This is a genomic window from Enterobacter roggenkampii (assembly GCF_001729805.1).
Taxonomy (GTDB): domain Bacteria; phylum Pseudomonadota; class Gammaproteobacteria; order Enterobacterales; family Enterobacteriaceae; genus Enterobacter; species Enterobacter roggenkampii.
Genome location: NZ_CP017184.1, coordinates 2802819 through 2821902, shown reverse-complemented (window position 1 = coordinate 2821902; position 19084 = coordinate 2802819). Strand labels below are relative to the sequence as shown.

The window sequence follows — 19084 nt, the reverse complement described above, 5'->3', positions numbered from 1 at the left end:
GGGTTTTGCCAACCTTATAGGGTGTAAAACGAAAAAGAATGATGACATGCCACCGAAAGCCCGACGTATACCTTATGCGATCACCACGCATGGCGATACGCGTATAGACAACTATTACTGGCTACGGGACGATTCGCGCTCCCGGCCAGAGGTGCTCGACTACCTGCACGAGGAAAACGACTATGGCCGCAAGGTCATGTCCAGCCAGCAGACGCTTCAGGACCAGCTGCTGAATGAAATGGTGCAGCGTATTCCCCAGCGCGATATCTCCGCGCCCTGGACCAAAAATGGCTATCGCTATCGCCATATTTATGAGCCCGGCAACGAGTATCCCATCTACCAGCGTCAGTCGGTCCTGAGCGCCGAATGGGATGCGTGGGATATTCTGCTGGATGCCAACCAACGCGCGGCCCACAGCGAGTTTTATACTCTGGGCGGCATGTCCATTTCGCCGGATAACGCGGTGATGGCGCTGGCGGAGGATTATCTCTCCCGTCGCCAGTACGGCCTGCGTTTTCGCAATCTGGACACCGGCAACTGGTATCCGGAAATGCTGGAAAACGTCTCCCCGGATTTTGTCTGGGCGAATGATTCCGAGACGGTGTACTACGTCAAAAAGCACGCCTCTACGCTGCTGCCCTATCAGGTATGGCGGCATACCATCGGAACGGACTCCGCAGACGACGAGCTGGTCTATGAAGAGAAAGACGAAACGTTTTATGTCAGCCTGCATAAAACCTCTTCGCGCCATTATGTGATTATCTTCCTGGCCAGCGCCACGACGTCGGAAGTCCTGCTGCTGGATGCCGAACTGCCGGACGCCCAGCCGCTCTGTTTCCTGCCGCGCCGAAAGGATCATGAATACAGCCTGGATCACTTCCAGCACAGCTTTTATCTGCGCTCGAATCGCGAGGGTAAAAACTTTGGCCTCTATAAAACCAAAGTGCGCGATGAGCGCAAGTGGGAGGTGCTTATCCCCGCGCGGGATCAGGTGATGCTGGAAGGGTTTACCCTTTTCACCGACTGGCTGGTGGTGGAGGAGCGCCAGCGCGGGCTGACCAGCATCCGGCAAATCAACCGCAAAACGCGGGAAGTGGTGGGGATCGCGTTCGACGACCCGGCCTATGTGACGTGGATTGGGTTCAATCCCGAACCCGAATCATCGCGGCTGCGCTACGGCTATTCATCCATGACCACACCGGACACCCTGTTTGAGCTGGACATGGATACCGGGCAGCGTCAGGTGATAAAGCAGACCGAGGTTAAAGGGTTTGAGTCCGAAAACTACCGCAGCGAGCACCTGTGGGTCACCGCCCGGGATGGCGTCGAGGTCCCCGTCTCGCTCGTCTATCACAAAGCCCATTTCCAGAAAGGCAAAAACCCGATCCTGGTGTACGGGTACGGCTCCTACGGCTCAAGCATGGATGCTGATTTCAGCAGCAGCCGTTTAAGCCTGCTCGACCGCGGCTTTGTTTTCGCCATCGCCCATATTCGCGGCGGCGGTGAGCTGGGGCAGCACTGGTATGAGGACGGGAAATTCCTGAAAAAGAAAAACACCTTCAATGACTACCTCGACGTCTGCGATGCGCTGATTGATCAGGGCTATGGCGATCCGAAACTCTGCTTTGGCATGGGCGGCAGCGCGGGAGGCATGCTGATGGGGGCGGTGATCAACCAGCGTCCCGAACGCTTTAAGGGGATTGTCGCGCAGGTGCCGTTTGTCGATGTGGTGACGACCATGCTCGATGAATCCATTCCGCTGACGACCGGGGAGTTTGAAGAGTGGGGGAATCCGCAGGATGAGATTTACTACCGCTATATGAAAACGTACAGCCCTTACGATAACGTCGAGGCGAAAGCCTATCCCCACATGCTGGTCACCACCGGTCTGCATGACTCTCAGGTGCAGTACTGGGAGCCGGCAAAATGGGTGGCGAAACTGCGGGAGCTGAAAACCGACGACAACCTGCTGCTGCTGTGTACCGACATGGATTCCGGACACGGCGGGAAATCGGGACGATTTAAATCGTATGAAGGGGTAGCGCTGGAATACGCCTTCCTGATTGGCCTGGCGCAGGAGACGCTGCCAGGCCGTGCAGAGCGTTAAGCTTCGCCCAGATAATGTTTCAGCGTCAGGCGCAGTTCCGGGCTCATTTTGTCAAGGTTGTTATACAGCCAGCGCAAATAGCCCGGGTCTTTATCCGCAATATCCGACACCGCTCTGCCCCGGTATTTACCAAAGGTAAACGTGGTCAGCAGTGCGGGACGGCCGGTGATGGTCGCCATATCATCCGGCGTCCAGCCAGAGGTATTTATGATATCAATCAGTAGCGCGGCGGTGATATAGCAGTCATACAGGGCCCGGTGATGATGAAGCCCCTCAGGCGTGCGGACGCTGAGCTTGCGGGACTTGTACAGCGCCATGTTGCTGTATTTAATGCCCGGCCAGAGGCGACGCGCCAGCTTCATAGTACAAATCCATTCCCCCGGCATTTCAGGGAGCACCCGGCGGTCAAAACTGGCGTTATGCGCGACGTACCAGGGGCTACCGTAATAGTGGGGAATGATCTCTTCGATCCACGGTTTGTCCGCCACCATCGATTCGGTAATGCGATGGATAGCCATCGCCTGAGGGCTGATGGGGCGGTCAGGACGCACCAGATGGCTCATTGGGTTGACGATTTTACCATCAACCACGTCGACAGAGGCCACTTCCACAATTCCGCCCTGAAGATCGCAAGTTTCGGTATCGATGACGCGCAGCATTGAACACTCCTGAGCTTAAAACGCCTAGCCTAAAGGAATGATATCGCCTTGCCAACCCTCTCCGCCGAGCGTGCCGGTCAACAGCAGCTCGCCCTTATCCGCGCGAACGATCAGCTGGCCTTTTTCATCCCACAGCGCGCTACCGCCGCAGGCGTTCGCCATCAGCACCGCTATGGCATATTTATGCGCAAAGCGCTGCAGGGTACTGATGGACTGCCGCCAGCGGTTATCCTCCACTGACTGACAGCTGGTAAACAGCGACGCTCTGGGATCGAGATTGGGGGAATCGGCATGCGCATCAATAATGCTGAGCTGTTTCTCTCCCGGCACCAGGCTGGCTCCGCCACCTTGCGGGTAGCGAAGGATGCGTTGACGAGCGGGGGTGAAGAGCGCGAGACCTTTCTGGCGCTGACCATCCCGCTCCACGGGGAGCCCGGCAATCACGGTTATCCGGTAACGATGCGCCGCGTCGAGCAGCGGTTCCAGTTGGGCGTCGTCGGGTGGGAGAGGTAACGTCGTTGTACCCGAGCCTGTTAATGACAGTTCAGGAAACACCAGCAGATCGCACCCCTGCCGTGCTGCTTCGGCGATGAAGCGCAGGTGGTGCGTGATATGGTCATCGGCACTCTGATGCTGCCCGCTATACTGGGCCGCCGCTATATTCCAATGTGACATCGTGACTTCCTTATACACTGAGTCGCAGGGATTTAAGAATACACCTAAATTTATCAGGGTTTTCTTATCCTGCCAGATTCAGCGTAAGGAAGTGTAACGGCTCGTTAAGCTTATTTAACTTTAGGTTCGTACGGTAAACGGGAGAGGTTGACCGAGGCGAGACGGTGGGCGATGAGTCTTTCGCGAAACCAGTCGCGCAGATGGGCGGGCTGTTCCCGTTCAACGACTTCAGCCACGACAGGCATGTTGTAACGCTCTTTAAACGCGACGCCAGCGGCAGCGAGATCGACATTCACTTTATCCATCTCGTCCTGTGGAAGGGCGGCCAGATTGATCTTCATTACCTTCTCCTTTTTATGCGGCGGCAACGTTACCGCGATTGCACGACGATGACAAGCGGAGGCAGGATGATCCTCGACTCGTTTATTATACAGCGTTATTCTTTAGCATACAGACATAACAAAAAGGAATGATTGCTATGGGTTTCTCCGCTTCCCGCGCGGTATGCGCACTGGTTTTTCTGGCCTCTACAATGATGACCCCCTCCGTGCTGGCGCATGCGCACCTTAAGCAGCCGATCCCGGCAGCGGACAGCGTGGTGAGCGCTCCGCAGGCACTGACGCTGAATTTTTCAGAAGGCATCGAACCGGGATTTAGCGGTGTGGTGGTGACGGATGCGCAAAAGCAGGTCATCAAAACGGGAACCGCCACGCGCGACGAAAAGAACAAGGCGCAGCTCACCGTTCCGCTGGACCAAACGCTGACGCCAGGGACGTACCAGGTAGAATGGCATGTCGTCTCTGTAGACGGTCATAAAACCAAAGGTAGCTATCACTTTAGCGTGAAATAGCATGCTGGCGCTGTGTTATATCGGGTTGCGCTTTATCCATTTCGGGGCGCTGATGCTGATTTTTGGCAACGCGCTTTACAGCGTCTGGTTTGCGCCTTCCTCTCTCCAGCGGCTGATGTCCCGACGTTTCCAGCTGCAGCAGAAAGTGGCGGCTTTTGTGAGCCTGGCGGCTGCACTCCTGATGTTTATGCTTCAGGGCGGACAGATGGGTAACGGCTGGGGCGATGTATTTGCCCCACAGGTCTGGTCCGGCGTAATGAGGACACAGTTTGGCGGCGTTTGGCTGTGGCAAATGATTCTCGCTGCGATGACGGTCGCTGCAGCATGGCTCGCGCCGCTGAAAGGTTCGCGGCTGCTGCTGCTCGCCATGGGGCAGCTTATCCTGCTGGCGGGGGTAGGGCACGCGGCGATGAACGACGGTCCGATGGGGGCGTTGCAGCGCCTTAATCACGCTTTTCACCTGATCTGTGCTGCTACCTGGCTTGGCGGATTACTGCCCCTGCTGTTCTGCATGCGTCTGGCGAAAGGGCGCTGGCAGAATGCCGCCATCTATACCATGATGCGCTTCTCGCGCGTGGGCCATTATGCGGTCGCGGGCGTGCTGCTCAGCGGAGCGATCAATGCGCTCATGATACTGGGCGTCCATATTCGCTGGCAGGCTGACTACGTGCAGTTTTTGTTGTTCAAATGTGCGCTGGTGGCGTTGATGGTGGTAATTGCGCTGGCAAATCGGTATTTTCTGGTGCCACGGTTTCGTCCGGAGACCGGGCGAGCACAACAGATTTTTATCAGGATGACACAGGCAGAAGTGGTGCTGGGGGCGCTGGTACTGGCAACGGTCAGTCTGTTCGCCACCTGGGAACCCTTCTGACAAGGTTAAATATCATATGAAAAAGACAGTACTTTCTCTCATATTGCTGGCCTGCACGGGGAGCGCGTTTGCCGCACCGCAGGTTATCACCGTCAGCCGTTTTGAAGTGGGTAAGGATAAATGGGCGTTCAACCGCGAAGAGGTGATGCTGACCTGCCGTCCGGGCCATGCGCTGTATGCCATCAACCCGAGCACGCTGGTGCAATACCCGTTAAATGAAACCGCCGAGCAGCAGGTGGCCAGCGGAAAGAGCAGCGGCCAGCCGATTAGCATCATTCAGATCGATGACCCGGCGAATCCGGGACAGAAAATGAGCCTGGCCCCGTTTATCGAGCGCGCCGACAAGCTCTGCTAACGTTCAGGTTTCCAATAAAAAACCGCAGATGCTTGCGAAAACACTGCGGTTTTTCACATTTTATGATGCTCTGGCGCTTTTTTTCCGACCGCTTTAGCTGTGGACTGGAAAACCTGGCGTCGTCATCTATTCTTAAAAGGCAAGGCGACTTAGCCTGCATTAATGCCAACTTTTAGCGCACGGCTCTCTCCCAAGAGCCATTTCCCTGGACCGAATACAGGAATCGTATTCGGTCTCTTTTTATCTGTTTGTTTCTCAAGAGTTTTTCGGTCTTTACACGAAATGCCCCGAGAATTACTCGAATATTCCATATCCTGTCTAAACCATAACATAATCTGCACCGCGTACGTCCAGGTATTTTTTGGTCATTGTTAAATTTTTGTGGCCGAGCAAGCATTGAGCAAATTCCTCTCCGCGCTCCTTTTCATAGGGTCTGTTCGCGAGGCTTCTGCTCTCATGGAAAGGTGGCGAGTTAGGTCCGAATTTCAACCCGGGCGAACCCCTTATCTCTCGAACGCCCGGGGAAGACCGTCAGGAGTTAGCGGTCCAGGTTTTCTTTCTCCGCGGAGCTGGGTTCGAACATTTGGATAAAATAAGTTGGGTAAATCCAAAATCTGCCGATATGTTAAGAGATATTTTTAGGGAATGGCGTCCATGAAAACAAAGAATTTACTCCTGTTTATACTCTTAACTGTGGCCCAGTGCAGTCATGCTCAAGAACAATACAATTTTGAAGCTGTAAAACCAGCAGTGATTGAATTCTTTAAGCGCGGGGCAGGAAATCCTGATAGTTGCAATGTGTTCAAAGAGCAGCTTGCAAAAAATTTTGAAGATAAGCAAACAAGGAAAATGATGATTGGTTTCTGTGACAGCGACTTAGATACAACCAAGCCAGTTTCTTTTACGGAAATGTCATTACATCATTCTGAAGGGCATCTCTATGTTTGCGGTATTCTCTCTTGTGAGACTCAACTAGGCCGAAAAATAGGTGCTCGTTTTATTGCTGCCGAACCATATCATTTGGTTCTGGGCTTCAAGTATTCACGACGACCGATAGCTTACGCAACTGATGATAAATTTCTGGTCGATGAAGTTCGATCTCAGATTAAAGCATTTAATGAACTTTATGCAAAAGCATGTAACTGAATTAAAGCTCTCTGCTTGTTCTTCAGTTCGATAATATTTTGGAACTCAGCGCACAACGACATTCAGACCGAATGGATGTATTGGTAAGCATTAAAAACCCGTATTTGACGGGTTTTTAATGCTTAAGTATTTGAATGATAAAAGGTTAATTGTGGTGTAAAAGAAATCGTTTTCGAACGCTACCTTTACGATACAGAGCATCCCTTAAGAACTTTTTTGTAATTCACAACACGGCATAGCTAAATTCAGCCCGTTTGCCTGCCTTGTTAATTTTTCTATTGCAATTCAACAAAGCGCGTGCGGGGTCTAAAAGTGCGACTTAACCGACGCCTCAATTTCATCAAGCAGCTCAAAGCGACGGCGGTATTCAGCGCGTTTTTTACTGGCAATCTCTTCAAGCGATTTACGCGCCATCTGTAGCGGCAGCTGCCAGCAGAAGGCTGAGAGCTTTTTACCGTCCAGAGAGGCCCAAAATTCATCATAGCTGGCGTGGAAATGGCGGCCTTTGCTGAGGCGATAGCGCAGCGCACGGAATACGTGGCCCTCATCGCTGACGGCAAAAATCGCCCGGACGGAGGACTGTGCAGCCAGCTGGAAAAGCACTTCCATCAACACGCGCTTAGGGAACAAACCGTGGCAGGCGCGGGTGGCCTGTTTAATAACGTCACGCGTTACGCTGCGGCGGGGGCCCTGAAGCCCACCGATGACCATGACCTGTTGCCCATTGCTGCGCGCGACGCTAAAGGTCAGGCTGGCCAGCAGCGTATCCTCGTTGTCGCGAAGCCAAAGCGTGCTTTCGCCTTCACGCTCGGCTTTCCCTGCAGAGGACGCATTAACCGTATAGATAACACCGTCTTTTGCATGGAACTGCGCAACGGGCTTCTCCTTTGGGCTGGTCAGTGCCAGGGCGAGGGCGCTCTCTTTCAGGCTATCAATCCAGTAATAATGGCTAACGATCGCGTCGGCGCGATCGTTAGCCGTCAAACCGCGCATCAGGTACTGTCGGTGGGTTTTGCTCGGCAATGTAATTTGAGAGGCCAGCAGTCTGTCGAAATCGTCGCGACCAGAAAGCGCCTCCAGCATGCGATGGGTAGAAGACCAGAACACCAGCGAACGTAACAGGAACTTCAGGCGATATTCGCGCTTGCGCCAGATCGGCCCCGGGACGCGTTTGCCGTTCACCAGCTCAGAAATAATATTTGTGCGATGCGGATAGAAAACATCGTTATGCAGGTGCGTATTAGACACGTGAAGACCTCTCTTTTCTTATACCCTTATTCTAAAGAGCCAGGAAAAAGGGATTAATAGCGCGAGGATCTTTATTTCTGTTTGGTTTACCGTTTGTTTCACTTCGTGAGGACCACGCCCGGCTGTTGCCCTTTCTGTGGCGGCTATACTGTTAAAAGGAGGGGCTATGTATCAGCGAATTGAAGGTGGAATGTGGCGTCACGTCTGGGTGGTCAGCGATATACATGGCTGTTATCAGCGGCTTATGGATGAGCTTAAACGCCGTCATTTTAATCCGTATGAGGATTTGCTTATTTCCGTTGGGGATATGATCGATCGCGGTCCGGACAGCGTTAAATCATTACAGCTTATCAATGAAAAATGGTTTCGTGCCGTCCGGGGCAACCATGAGCAAATGGCGCTCGACAGTCTGGATAATAACGATTTTTCACTCTGGACAATGAATGGCGGAATATGGTTCAGGCAACTTGAACGGGACCAGCAACAGCTTGCGCTATCGTTGCTCGAGGCCTGTCACGATTTACCGCATATCATCGAGATAACCTGTGCGAACGGTCTGAACGTGATTGCCCATGCGGATTATCCGGCAGCGGAATACCGCTGGCAAAAACCGGTGAGCGCCCAGCGCGTTTTATGGGATCGCGATCGGTTGATGGGGTTTATGGTGGGTAAAGGGCAGGGCATTAGCGGTGCGGATCATTTCTGGTTCGGACATACGCCCGTCGACAGAAGGTATGATTTTGACAATCTCCACTACATTGATACGGGCGCCGTATTTGACGGTTACTTTACGCTGGCGCAGCTGCAGTAATAAATAACCCGCCTTCGGGCGGGTTCTCTTTAGGTCAGGCAAGACGCATGACCCAGGCATCGGTTTTACTATCGTAATGCTCACGGTAAAGAACAGAATGTTCGCCATCAAGTATTGCCGGGACGCTGGTGTCTGCATCCCATGCATCGAGCTGCATGCACAAATCCGGGTCGGATTTGCAGGGAATACTTAACGTTCGATCGCCTTGCGCTTCGCCGCGCAGTTCTGCGTCGTCGATCTCAAAAGCGCCAATACGCACGCTGGTTTTCGTCATAGTGCTCTCCGGGTCGGTTGTCAAAATCTGGTATGACCAGTACGGCCACCCATTTTTGATCGTAGACAAGGAGAGCAAAATCGCCAGTAAAAAAATGCGCTTTTTTTCAGGCCGTGCGATCGTTACCGGTAAACAGTCGTCCATCCCGGACCAGCTCGCGCGGATAGCTGTTTTTCAGTCGTGAACCGACTTTTTTTGCCAGCCCGAGCGGGTATCCCTGATACGTCACGATCACTTCATCGCCTGATGGCGTGCTGTCAGGATAGACATCGCGACCACGGTACCACTCTTCGGCTTCCTGATGCGTAAGGGCAAAGGCATTCTCGTGCCCGGCAAGGGCGATGACGGCCTCATGCTGCCAGCGATAGCCTTTATTATGCACTTCCGCCAGGCGGATCCCGATTCGGGAAAAACGGACCTTTCCGATGAGCGGTTCGATCTCAGCCGGGAAAAGCCATACCTCTTTATCACGGATCCAGAGGTGCAGGCTCTCATCCCAGACCAGGCCAATTTTTTCGGCGGCGGCGACAAGCTGTGCTGCATCGCGACCTTTGAGGGGGGCAAACGGGAAGTTGCCGACCTTGAATTTGGGGGCGGGCAGGGGAGCAACCGCCTGCGTTTTACGCAGACGTGCCACAAAGAAGCCTTCGCAGTCGTAAATCTGCGGGAATACGTGGAGGAAACCCTCCGGCGTAATCGCCTCCTGTGCTGAGACAAACAGATCGTTAAGCGGCAGGAATTCGACCGCATCCGGGTATTGCGCTTTCAGCCACAGGCAGACGTCTTCGTTTTCATCGCGGTTTAAGGTGCACGTTGAATAGACCAGCGTGCCGCCTGGGCGAAGGGCATGGAATGCGCTCTCGATCAGCTCCCGCTGCGTGGCGGCGATCTCAAGGTTGCTTTCCACGGACCAGTTCTTTAACGCATCGGGATCTTTACGCACCACCCCTTCGCCGGAGCAGGGAGCGTCCAGCAGAATGGCGTCGAAGGCTTCCGGCAGGGCGGCGCCAAACACGCGGCCGTCGAAGTGCGTCAGGGCAACGTTATGAATACCGCAGCGGCTGATGTTGGCATGCAATACCTTCACGCGGCTGGCGGAAAACTCGTTGGCGAGGATCGCGCCGCGGTTACCCATACGGGCGGCAATCTGCGTGGTTTTTGAGCCGGGCGCCGCGGCCACATCCATCACGCGCTCGGGCGCATTGCCATCGGCGAACAGGGCTGCCACCGGCAGCATCGAGCTGGCTTCCTGGATATAGAACAGGCCGCTCAGATGTTCAGCGGTGCTTCCCAACGGCACGGCGTCTTCGTCATCGCGCTCGATCCAGAACCCCTCAGCGCACCACGGTACCGGCGTAAGCTGCCAGCTGTAGGGCGCGACCAGCGCCAGAAAATCCGCGACGCTGATTTTCAGCGTGTTGACGCGAATACTGCGGCGTAACGGACGCTGGCAGGCGGCGATAAAATCGTCTAACGACAGGTGAGAAGGAAGCGCCTCGCGCATCTGCGCCAGGAATTGTTCAGGAAGAAATACGGAGTTTTGAGCCACGGGCACACCACAGGGAAAAGTTCAGGTGCGCAGTGTAACATAAAGGCCCCGGTGCGTTGACACCGGAGCCTTGTAGATTAACGCGGCAGGGCGGTTCCCCATTCGCGCCACTCTTTTGGTTCGCTTTCGAGCAGCAGGAAATGTTTACCCGGCTGCGCTTTCGGCGCCAGCGGCGTCCCCGGCGGTGTGGCAAACGCAATACCACCGCGAATGAACTGGTTGAAGGTCCCGGTTTTCACCACGCCTCCCGTCAGGCCGAAGTCCAGCGAGTAGCCGGATGCCAGCCAGAACACCGAGTTATTACGCACCAGGTGCTGGTAGCGTTCGCTGATGCGTAGCGCCACCATCACGCGGTCGGAGAGCGTCCCGAGCGTCAGGCCAGTGACCGTACCGACCTCTATGCCGCGGAACAGGACCGGCGTGCCGATGCTCAGCGAGCCGGCTTCCGGCACTTCCACCACGATGCTCAGGCCACCAAGGTAGCGCGAGTCGGTGATCGTGGCTTCCTGCAGTTCGAAATCACGACGGGCATTGCCCTGGCCTGGCTCCACGTTGATGTACGGCTGCAAAATGGTGTCGAGATGCTCAACGCCCGCGGCCGAGATCTGCGGCGTGACCACCGAGAAGCGTGAACCCGCGCGCGCAAAGGTCTGCACATATTCCGGGTAGAGCACGGCGGTAGCCTGCACCTCGTTACGCGAGGTGATCAGCGTCAGCTTCTGGATCTGCCCGATATCAATGCCCAGGTAGCGGATGGGCATGCCTTCCGCCAGCTTACCGGCATCAAACGCGTGCAGGGTAATCTGCCCGCCCACTGCGCGGGCGGCGGTCTCTGACGGGAAGAGAATTCGCTTATCGCCTTTACGCAGGTTCGCGCCCGCTCCGCTGAGGTTATCGAAGCTAATCGCCCCGCGCAGCGCGCGTGACAGCGGAGAGGCCTGTACGGTCAGTCCGTTACCGTTCAGCTGCACTTTCGCGCCGCCTTCAGCCCAGAAGACGCTGTTCGGCGTCAGCAGCTTACGGTACTCCGGCTTGATGTGCAGTTCGATATCAAAGGCGTCGGCACGCGGGCGAACGGTGATCACTTCCCCGACCTCAAACTTGCGATACAGCACCACGGAGCCCGCCTGAACGTCCGGCAGGGTCTCGGCGCTTAACGTCAGCGTGGTGGTAGGAAGATCGCTCAGGCTGTTTTCAATCGCTTTCTCAAGGTTGGCATACAGCGGGTAGCTGTCGCGCACGGGACCTTTATCCCCCGGCAAAATACGGATGCCGCCGTTCACCCATTCGCTGGCGCTGGCGCCGAGAAACTCCACGCCGTCCAGTCCTACCTTCACGTCGACGCGACTGTTCACCACGAATTTACTGTCGCCATGTACCAGGTCTCTGTATTGCGGGTCGATGGCAACGGAGAATTGCACCCCATCCGCGGAGAGCTTGCGCTCCAGCACCTGTCCCACCTGCACGCCGTGTAAAATCAACGGCTGACCGGCTTCAATGCCATAGCTTTCTGGCGCATTGAGCGTAACCGTCACGACGCCCGGCTTTTGCAGCAGGGCTTTATCCGCCGGGGCAATCACGAAGCTATTGCTGGGCTGACCTTCCCCGGGGATCAGCTCAAAGGTATTGCCGGTCAGCAGCGTGCTGAGGCTGGTATCGTTCAGGGAGATCTTTGGACTGCGCATTTCGATGCGTGTTTTCTCGCGCAGGAGATCGACCACGCTCGGATCGACCGTCATTTCGCCAGTGACCGATCCGCCCGGGTTGAGCGTCATTTTGGTGAGCTGGCCGACCTGCAGACCCTGATACATCAGCGGCGTTGAACCCGCTTTTAGTCCTTTAGCATCGGGAAGGGCGAGTTTAACAATCACGCCGCGCTGGCTGTGCGCCAGATCGGCGTACAATCCGAACGTGTCATCAGCCGTGGCAGGGCTTGAGTTTTCCGGGGAGTCAAAGGCGATGGCGCCGTTCACCAGTGCGGCCAGACTCTCCAGCTTCACTTTTGCACCGCTCAGGCTGAGGTCGGCATCCACGCCGGACACGTTCCAGAAGCGGCTGCCCTTTTTCACCAGATTGGTGAAGCGGCGCTCGATCAGCACATCAATGGTGACGCCCTGTTTATTCGGGTTAATCGCATAATCGTACACGCGGCCAACCGGGATCTTACGAAAATAGACCAGGGAGCCGCTGTTCAGGGAACCGAGGTCCGGCGCCTGGAGATGAATCATCAAATCGCCGTTATTGAGGCGGTATTTGGGCTGCGTATCCAGAGCCACAAAGTGATCCTGCGGTTCGCCTTTGCCGGGCATCATGCCGATATAGTTACCGCCGACGAGCGCATCCAGACCGGAAACACCGGCCAGCGAGGCTTTTGGCGTCACCAGCCAGAACTGCGTTTCGCTGCGCAGGGCATCCTGCATGTCAGATTTAATGCTGACCCGCACCTGAATCTTGTTCAGCCCTTTTCCAAGGGAGATATCCTGAACCGTACCCACTTCAACCCCCTGGAAGCGAACGGGGGTTCGCCCGGCGACGATGCCGTCGGCGGTCTGGAAATCAATGGTGACGGTACTGCCGCGATCCTCATAGCTTGTCCAGATAAGCCAGCCTGCAATCATCAGGGCGATGACGGGCAGCAACCAGAATGGCGAAATGCGGCGTTTTGTTTTAATTCTCGCTTCAGTCGGCGAAGCGGGGGTTTCCTGACTCATGTGCATCCCAAAGTAAGCGGCTATCCAGCCATTCCACAGCAAGAATAGTCAATATCACCGCAGAGCCGAAATAAAAAGCCGCGGGTCCCATTGTAAAAGCAAGTAACTGATCGCGATTGATGAGCGACATCATCAGCGAAATCACGAACAGATCTAACATTGACCAGCGGCCAATCCAGGTGACGAATCGCAGAAGCAAAATGCGGGTCCGTAAACCTTGTTCACACTTTAAGTGAATGCTGATGAGCAGGGTAATCATCACCACCACTTTGGTAAAGGGAACCAGGATACTGGCAATAAAGACGATTGCCGCCACCCCGACATTGCTGTGCGCAAGGGAGATAATCCCGGAGAGGATAGTATCCTCCTGACGTCCACCATTCACGTAAATGATGGAAATCGGCAGCATATTGGCGGGGATCAGAAACACCAGGGAGGCGATCAGCGCCGCCCAGCATTTTTGCAGGCTGTTATTGCGCCGCAGTCTCAACGGAATGTGGCACCGCGGGCAGCGTCCGCGCGTGTCGGGCAACCCGGTATAGTGGCAACCCAGACAGACGCGCAGATTTTCATCGGGACGCGTGGCGGGGCGCTGAGGGTAGAATCGCTCCCAGAGCTGCTCAACGTTCAGGTGGATCAGCGTCAGGATGCTCAGCAATACCAGACAGATGAAGGCAAAGAGTCCGACGCCGGGCTGCAAAAAGGCGTAGTCCTGCACCTTTATTGACGCAACCCCCACGCCCACCAGATAAATATCCAGCATCACCCACTCTTTGAGCTTGTCCAGCATCAGCAGCACCGGGCGAAGGTTCATGCCAAGAATGTTGCCAAACCAGAGATAGGCAATGGCGGCAACCAGCACCAGGGGTGCGCCGACGGTGCAGAACAGCACCATCGCGGCGGTGATGGGATCGCCCTGACGGGTCATCTGCCAGATGCCCTGCAGCACGTTGGCGTCAATGCGCACGCCGAGCAGGTAGAGTTTTAGCAGCGGCTCACTCCAGGCGAAGGGCATCAGCAGCAGCATGGTAACGGCCATGGCGGCGAGGCGGGTCAACGACCAGTCGCGGCCATCGCGAATTTTGGCGTCACAGCGGGGGCAGAAGGCACTTTGGTGCGATTTCATCTTCGGCAACATAAAAAGCGTATCGCACTGGGGGCAACGCTGATAATGTGCACGAGGCAAAGCTTCGCTTACAGTATGGACAGTTATCTTTCTCGTCGGCGTAATTTTGGTTGTTTTTAAGGCCATCAGCTGCGCACAAATAAGTATTGTTGAAAGTTATAATAACTCATGAACGGATTCATCTTGAGCATGAGCGCATTTAATGCTTATTTTAATAGGCTATGCGGTAATTTTGTAAGACAACTAAGTGATTGAATAATGAACAAAACAGAATTCTACGCGGATCTGAACCGCGATTTTAAGGCATTGATGGCGGGTGAGACCAGCTTCTTAGCCACTCTGGCAAATACTAGCGCATTGCTGTTTGAACGTCTCTCTGACGTGAACTGGGCTGGCTTTTACCTTCTGGAAGGTGAAACGCTGGTGCTCGGTCCGTTCCAGGGCAAACTGGCCTGCGTGCGTATTCCGGTAGGGCGTGGCGTATGCGGCACGGCGGTGGCCGAGAATCAGGTCCAGCGTGTGGAAGACGTTCATGCGTTTGACGGGCACATCGCCTGTGATGCTGCCAGTAATTCTGAAATCGTTCTGCCGCTGGTGGTCAAAAATCAGATTATTGGCGTTCTGGACATCGACAGTACGGTCTTCAGTCGCTTTACAACCGAGGACGAACAGGGGCTGCGCGAGCTGGTGGCGAATCTGGAAAACGTACTCGCAGCAACCGATTATCAAAAATTCTTTGCGAGCGTCGCAGGATAATCAACGGATAACGTAGCATTTACTGATAGCGTCATTATAATGACGCCTGTTCATGCCTGCGCTTGTTGGCAACGTCCGTTGTAATCAGGAAATTTCATGGAAAATCAACCTAAGTTGAATAGCAGTAAAGAAGTTATCGCATTTCTGGCCGAGCGTTTCCCGCAGTGCTTCAGCGCGGAAGGCGAAGCTCGTCCCCTGAAAGTCGGTATTTTTCAGGATCTGGTGGCGCGTGTTGAAGGGGAAATGAACCTCAGCAAAACTCAGCTGCGTTCCGCCTTACGTCTTTATACTTCGAGCTGGCGTTACCTGTACGGTATCAAACCTGGCGCGACCCGCGTGGATCTCGACGGCAACCCTTGCGGTGAGCTGGACGAGCAGCACGTTGAGCACGCGCGCAAGCAGCTGGAAGAAGCCAAAGCACGCGTTCAGGCACAACGTGCAGAACAGCAAGCGAAAAAACGCGAAGCCGCCGCGGCAAACGGCCAGGAAGAAGCGCCTCGTAGTGAGCGTAAACCACGCCCTGCGCCGCGTCGTCACGATAATAACGATCGCAAACCGCGTGCAGACAAACCAGCAGCAAAAGCCCCGCGTGCGCCTCGTGAAGAGCCGCGCCATACGCCGGTTTCTGACATCAACGCCCTGAGCGTAGGTCAGGCACTGAAGGTAAAAGCGGGTAACAATGCTATGGACGCCACCGTACTGGAAATCACCAAAGATGGCGTTCGTGTACAGCTGACTTCTGGTATGTCAATGATTGTACGCGCAGAACACTTGTTGTTCTGAAACGGAGGCCAAGCCTGGCATGAACACTTTTTTTAAGCTCACCGCGCTGGCGGGCCTGTTTGCTATAACAGGTCACGCCTTTGCAGTGGACGATATCACGCGTGTTGATCAAATTCCGGTACTCAAGGAAGAGACGCAGCACGCGACGGTGAGCGAGCGCGTGACCTCACGTTTCACCCGTTCGCACTATCGTCAGTTCGATCTCGATCAGGCCTTTTCGGCCAAAATCTTTGACCGCTATCTGAACTTGCTGGATTACAGCCATAACGTTTTGCTCGCCAGCGATGTCGAGCAGTTCGCTAAGCGGAAATCCGAGGTGGGTGACGAGTTGCGTTCAGGCAAGCTGGATCTCTTCTACGATCTCTACAACCTGTCGCAAAAGCGCCGCTTCGAACGCTATCAGTACGCGCTGAAAGTGCTGGAACGTCCGATGGACTTCACCGGCAACGACACCTTCAATCTGGACCGCAGCAAAGCGCCCTGGCCAAAAGATGAAGCCGAGCTGAATGCGCTGTGGGACGGCAAAGTGAAATACGACGAGCTGAGCCTTAAGCTCACCGGCAAAGACGAAAAAGAGATCCGTGACACGCTGACGCGTCGTTACAAATTTGCCATTCGTCGCCTGGCACAGACCAACAGTGAGGATGTTTTCTCACTGGCCATGACGGCCTTTGCGCACGAAATCGATCCGCACACAAACTATCTCTCACCTCGCAACACCGAGCAGTTTAATACCGAAATGAGCCTGTCTCTGGAAGGTATCGGCGCGGTGCTACAGATGGACGATGATTATACGGTGATCAATTCGATGGTCGCGGGTGGTCCGGCATCCAAAAGCAAAGCCATTAGCGTAGGCGATCGCATTGTGGGTGTGGGACAAACCGGCCAGAACATGGTCGATGTGATCGGCTGGCGTCTTGATGACGTGGTTGCGCTGATCAAAGGTCCGAAGGGCAGCAAGGTTCGTCTGGAAATTCTGCCAGCCGGAAAAGGCACCAAAACCCGTATCGTTACCCTGACCCGTGAGCGTATCCGTCTGGAAGACCGCGCGGTGAAAATGTCGGTGAAAACCGTGGGTAAAGAGAAGGTGGGTGTCCTGGATATTCCTGGCTTCTACGTCGGGTTGACTGACGATGTGAAAGTTCAGCTGCAGAAACTTGAAAAGCAGAACGTCAGCAGCATCATCATCGACCTGCGCAGTAACGGCGGCGGGGCGCTGACGGAAGCGGTTTCACTCTCTGGCCTGTTCATCCCATCTGGCCCGGTGGTTCAGGTGCGCGATAACAACGGTAAAGTGCGCGAAGATGCGGACAATGACGGTGTGGTCTACTACAAAGGCCCGCTGGTGGTTCTCGTTGACCGCTTCAGCGCTTCCGCGTCTGAGATCTTTGCCGCAGCCATGCAGGACTATGGCCGCGCGCTGATCGTCGGTGAGCCAACCTTCGGTAAAGGCACCGTTCAGCAGTACCGCTCTCTGAATCGGATTTACGATCAGATGCTGCGTCCGGAATGGCCTGCACTGGGCTCGGTTCAGTACACCATTCAGAAATTCTACCGCGTAAACGGCGGCAGTACGCAGCGTAAGGGTGTCACGCCGGACATCATCATGCCGACAGGCACCCAGGAGACGGAAACCGGCGAGAAGTTTGAAGATAACGCGTTGCCGTGGGACAGCATCAATGCCGCGACCTACGTGAAAGCGGGTGATATGACGCAATTTGGCCCTGAGCTGCTGAAGGCGCATAACGACCGCATCGCGAAAGATCCGGAGTTCCAGTACATCATGAAGGATATTGCCCGATTCAATGCCCTGAAGGATAAGCGGAATATTGTTTCTCTGAACTACGCGCAGCGTGAAAAAGAGAACAACGAAGACGATGCAACCCGCCTGGCGCGTATCAACGATCGCTTCAAGCGTGAAGGCAAGCCTCTGCTCAAGAAACTGGACGATCTGCCAAAAGATTACCAGGAGCCGGATCCGTATCTCGACGAGACGGTGCATATCGCGCTCGACCTGGCAAATCAGGAAAAAGAGAAACCTGCCGTACAGCCCGCTCCGGCAAAATAACCTCCCAACAGGCACAAGAGATTGTGCCTGTTTCTTTTTGTACTTTATCCTTCCGTCAGCCAGATTTTCAATTGTGTAAAGTTGTGTCTTTCTGGTGACTTACGCCCTCAGGATGCTTGAAAATAGCCGCAATACCCATACGATGTGGGTAATCGCATAGTGCGTTTTGTTAAACTGAGGTAAAAAGAAAATTATGATGCGAATCGCGCTCTTCCTGCTCACCAACCTGGCGGTGATGGTGGTTTTCGGGCTCGTGCTAAGCCTGACAGGAATTCAGTCGAGCAGCGTTCAGGGTCTGTTGATTATGGCGCTGCTGTTTGGTTTTGGTGGCTCGTTCATCTCCCTGCTGATGTCGAAGTGGATGGCACTGAAATCGGTAGGGGGTGAGGTTATTGAACAGCCGCGTAACGATATGGAACAGTGGCTGATGAATACAGTGGCTCAGCAGTCCCGTCAGGCCGGGATCGCCATGCCGCAGGTGGCCATTTACCATGCTCCGGACATCAACGCGTTCGCCACGGGTGCCCGCCGCGATGCGTCACTGGTCGCTGTTAGCACCGGACTGCTGCAGAACATGAGCCGTGACGAAGCCGAAGCGGTTATCGCCCACGAAATCAGCCATATCGCAAACGGTGACATGGTGACCATGACCCTGATTCAGGGCGTGGTAAACACCTTCGTGATCTTTATCTCCCGTATTCTGGCGCAGATTGCCGCTGGCTTCATGGGCGGCAACCGTGACGAAGGCGAAGAGAGCAACGGCAACCCGCTGATCTATTTTGCCGTGTCGATGGTGCTGGAACTGGTATTCGGTATTCTGGCGAGCATCATCACGATGTGGTTCTCCCGCCACCGTGAATTCCACGCGGATGCCGGTTCTGCGAAGCTGGTGGGTCGCGAGAAGATGATTGCCGCGCTGCAGCGTCTGAAAACCTCCTACGAGCCGCAGGAAGCGAACAGCATGATGGCCTTCTGCATTAACGGTAAATCCAAATCGCTGAGCGAGCTGTTTATGTCTCACCCGCCGCTGGATAAACGTATTGAAGCGCTGCGCAGTGGGGAATACCTGAAGTAACGCAACAAAACACAATAAGC

At 54.8% G+C, this 19084-nt stretch carries 18 protein-coding genes; 10 read left to right on the top strand and 8 right to left on the bottom strand.

Annotated features, from left to right (window positions below):
* Positions 1 to 46: 46 nt before the first annotated feature.
* Positions 47 to 2107, top strand: coding sequence for an oligopeptidase B (gene ptrB / locus BFV67_RS13270; RefSeq protein WP_023293953.1), 2061 nt, complete (start codon positions 47 to 49; stop codon positions 2105 to 2107).
* Here ptrB and exoX read toward each other — a convergent pair.
* The 3 genes from exoX to BFV67_RS13255 all read right to left on the bottom strand — a co-directional run bounded on the left by exoX (position 2104) and on the right by BFV67_RS13255 (position 3782).
* A complete protein-coding gene (gene exoX, locus BFV67_RS13265; RefSeq protein ID WP_069598486.1) occupies positions 2104 to 2766 on the bottom strand; it encodes an exodeoxyribonuclease X in 663 nt (220 codons plus the stop codon). The two genes, ptrB and exoX, sit on opposite strands and share 4 nt — an antisense overlap.
* Positions 2767 to 2790: 24 nt before the next feature.
* Positions 2791 to 3441, bottom strand: a complete 651-nt coding sequence (locus BFV67_RS13260) for a carbon-nitrogen hydrolase family protein (protein WP_069598485.1) — start codon at positions 3439 to 3441, stop codon at positions 2791 to 2793.
* 110 nt (positions 3442 to 3551) lie between these two features.
* Positions 3552 to 3782, bottom strand: coding sequence for a DNA polymerase III subunit theta (locus BFV67_RS13255; RefSeq protein ID WP_008500465.1), 231 nt, complete (start codon positions 3780 to 3782; stop codon positions 3552 to 3554).
* Positions 3783 to 3919: 137 nt separating this feature from the next.
* Here BFV67_RS13255 and yobA point away from each other — a divergent pair, with 137 nt between their 5' ends.
* The 4 genes from yobA to BFV67_RS13235 all read left to right on the top strand — a co-directional run bounded on the left by yobA (position 3920) and on the right by BFV67_RS13235 (position 6663).
* Positions 3920 to 4291, top strand: coding sequence for a CopC domain-containing protein YobA (yobA, locus tag BFV67_RS13250; RefSeq protein WP_069598484.1), 372 nt, complete (start codon positions 3920 to 3922; stop codon positions 4289 to 4291).
* A gap of 1 nt (position 4292) precedes the next feature.
* Positions 4293 to 5162 carry a copper homeostasis membrane protein CopD gene (gene copD, locus BFV67_RS13245; RefSeq protein WP_069598483.1) on the top strand — a complete coding sequence of 290 codons (870 nt, stop codon included), beginning with the start codon at positions 4293 to 4295 and terminating at the stop codon, positions 5160 to 5162.
* A gap of 16 nt (positions 5163 to 5178) precedes the next feature.
* Positions 5179 to 5517, top strand: a complete 339-nt coding sequence (locus tag BFV67_RS13240) for a YebY family protein (protein WP_008500468.1) — start codon at positions 5179 to 5181, stop codon at positions 5515 to 5517.
* Between the two features lie 654 nt (positions 5518 to 6171).
* The gene (locus BFV67_RS13235; RefSeq protein ID WP_069598956.1) at positions 6172 to 6663 is read left to right on the top strand and encodes a hypothetical protein; all 492 of its coding nucleotides are present in this window, start codon (positions 6172 to 6174) and stop codon (positions 6661 to 6663) included.
* A gap of 306 nt (positions 6664 to 6969) precedes the next feature.
* Here BFV67_RS13235 and BFV67_RS13230 read toward each other — a convergent pair whose 3' ends face one another.
* Positions 6970 to 7911, bottom strand: coding sequence for a VirK/YbjX family protein (locus BFV67_RS13230; protein ID WP_069598482.1), 942 nt, complete (start codon positions 7909 to 7911; stop codon positions 6970 to 6972).
* Positions 7912 to 8077: 166 nt separating this feature from the next.
* Here BFV67_RS13230 and pphA point away from each other — a divergent pair, with 166 nt between their 5' ends.
* Positions 8078 to 8722, top strand: coding sequence for a protein-serine/threonine phosphatase (gene pphA / locus BFV67_RS13225; RefSeq protein WP_023325510.1), 645 nt, complete (start codon positions 8078 to 8080; stop codon positions 8720 to 8722).
* 34 nt (positions 8723 to 8756) lie between these two features.
* On the opposite strand, the gene BFV67_RS13220 is transcribed toward pphA, so the two are convergent.
* From BFV67_RS13220 to yebS, 4 genes are all read right to left on the bottom strand, one after another.
* A complete protein-coding gene (locus BFV67_RS13220; protein ID WP_008500472.1) occupies positions 8757 to 8996 on the bottom strand; it encodes a YebV family protein in 240 nt (79 codons plus the stop codon).
* Between the two features lie 106 nt (positions 8997 to 9102).
* A complete protein-coding gene (rsmF, locus tag BFV67_RS13215) occupies positions 9103 to 10545 on the bottom strand; it encodes a 16S rRNA (cytosine(1407)-C(5))-methyltransferase RsmF (protein ID WP_047748786.1) in 1443 nt (480 codons plus the stop codon).
* A 77-nt stretch (positions 10546 to 10622) separates the two neighbouring features.
* A complete protein-coding gene (locus BFV67_RS13210; protein WP_023325508.1) occupies positions 10623 to 13256 on the bottom strand; it encodes a PqiB family protein in 2634 nt (877 codons plus the stop codon).
* On the bottom strand, positions 13225 to 14508 hold the full coding sequence (yebS, locus tag BFV67_RS13205) for a membrane integrity lipid transport subunit YebS (RefSeq protein WP_021240425.1): 1284 nt from the start codon (positions 14506 to 14508) through the stop codon (positions 13225 to 13227). The genes BFV67_RS13210 and yebS overlap by 32 nt, the downstream gene beginning before the upstream one ends.
* A gap of 132 nt (positions 14509 to 14640) precedes the next feature.
* On the opposite strand from yebS, the gene BFV67_RS13200 reads away from it, so the two are divergent.
* The 4 genes from BFV67_RS13200 to htpX all read left to right on the top strand — a co-directional run bounded on the left by BFV67_RS13200 (position 14641) and on the right by htpX (position 19064).
* A complete protein-coding gene (locus tag BFV67_RS13200; RefSeq protein ID WP_008500476.1) occupies positions 14641 to 15138 on the top strand; it encodes a GAF domain-containing protein in 498 nt (165 codons plus the stop codon).
* 96 nt (positions 15139 to 15234) lie between these two features.
* Positions 15235 to 15921, top strand: a complete 687-nt coding sequence (gene proQ, locus BFV67_RS13195) for an RNA chaperone ProQ (protein WP_069598481.1) — start codon at positions 15235 to 15237, stop codon at positions 15919 to 15921.
* 19 nt (positions 15922 to 15940) lie between these two features.
* Positions 15941 to 17989, top strand: a complete 2049-nt coding sequence (gene prc, locus BFV67_RS13190; protein WP_025910096.1) for a carboxy terminal-processing peptidase — start codon at positions 15941 to 15943, stop codon at positions 17987 to 17989.
* Positions 17990 to 18182: 193 nt separating this feature from the next.
* The gene (gene htpX / locus BFV67_RS13185; RefSeq protein WP_014884290.1) at positions 18183 to 19064 is read left to right on the top strand and encodes a protease HtpX; all 882 of its coding nucleotides are present in this window, start codon (positions 18183 to 18185) and stop codon (positions 19062 to 19064) included.
* Positions 19065 to 19084: the final 20 nt, after the last annotated feature.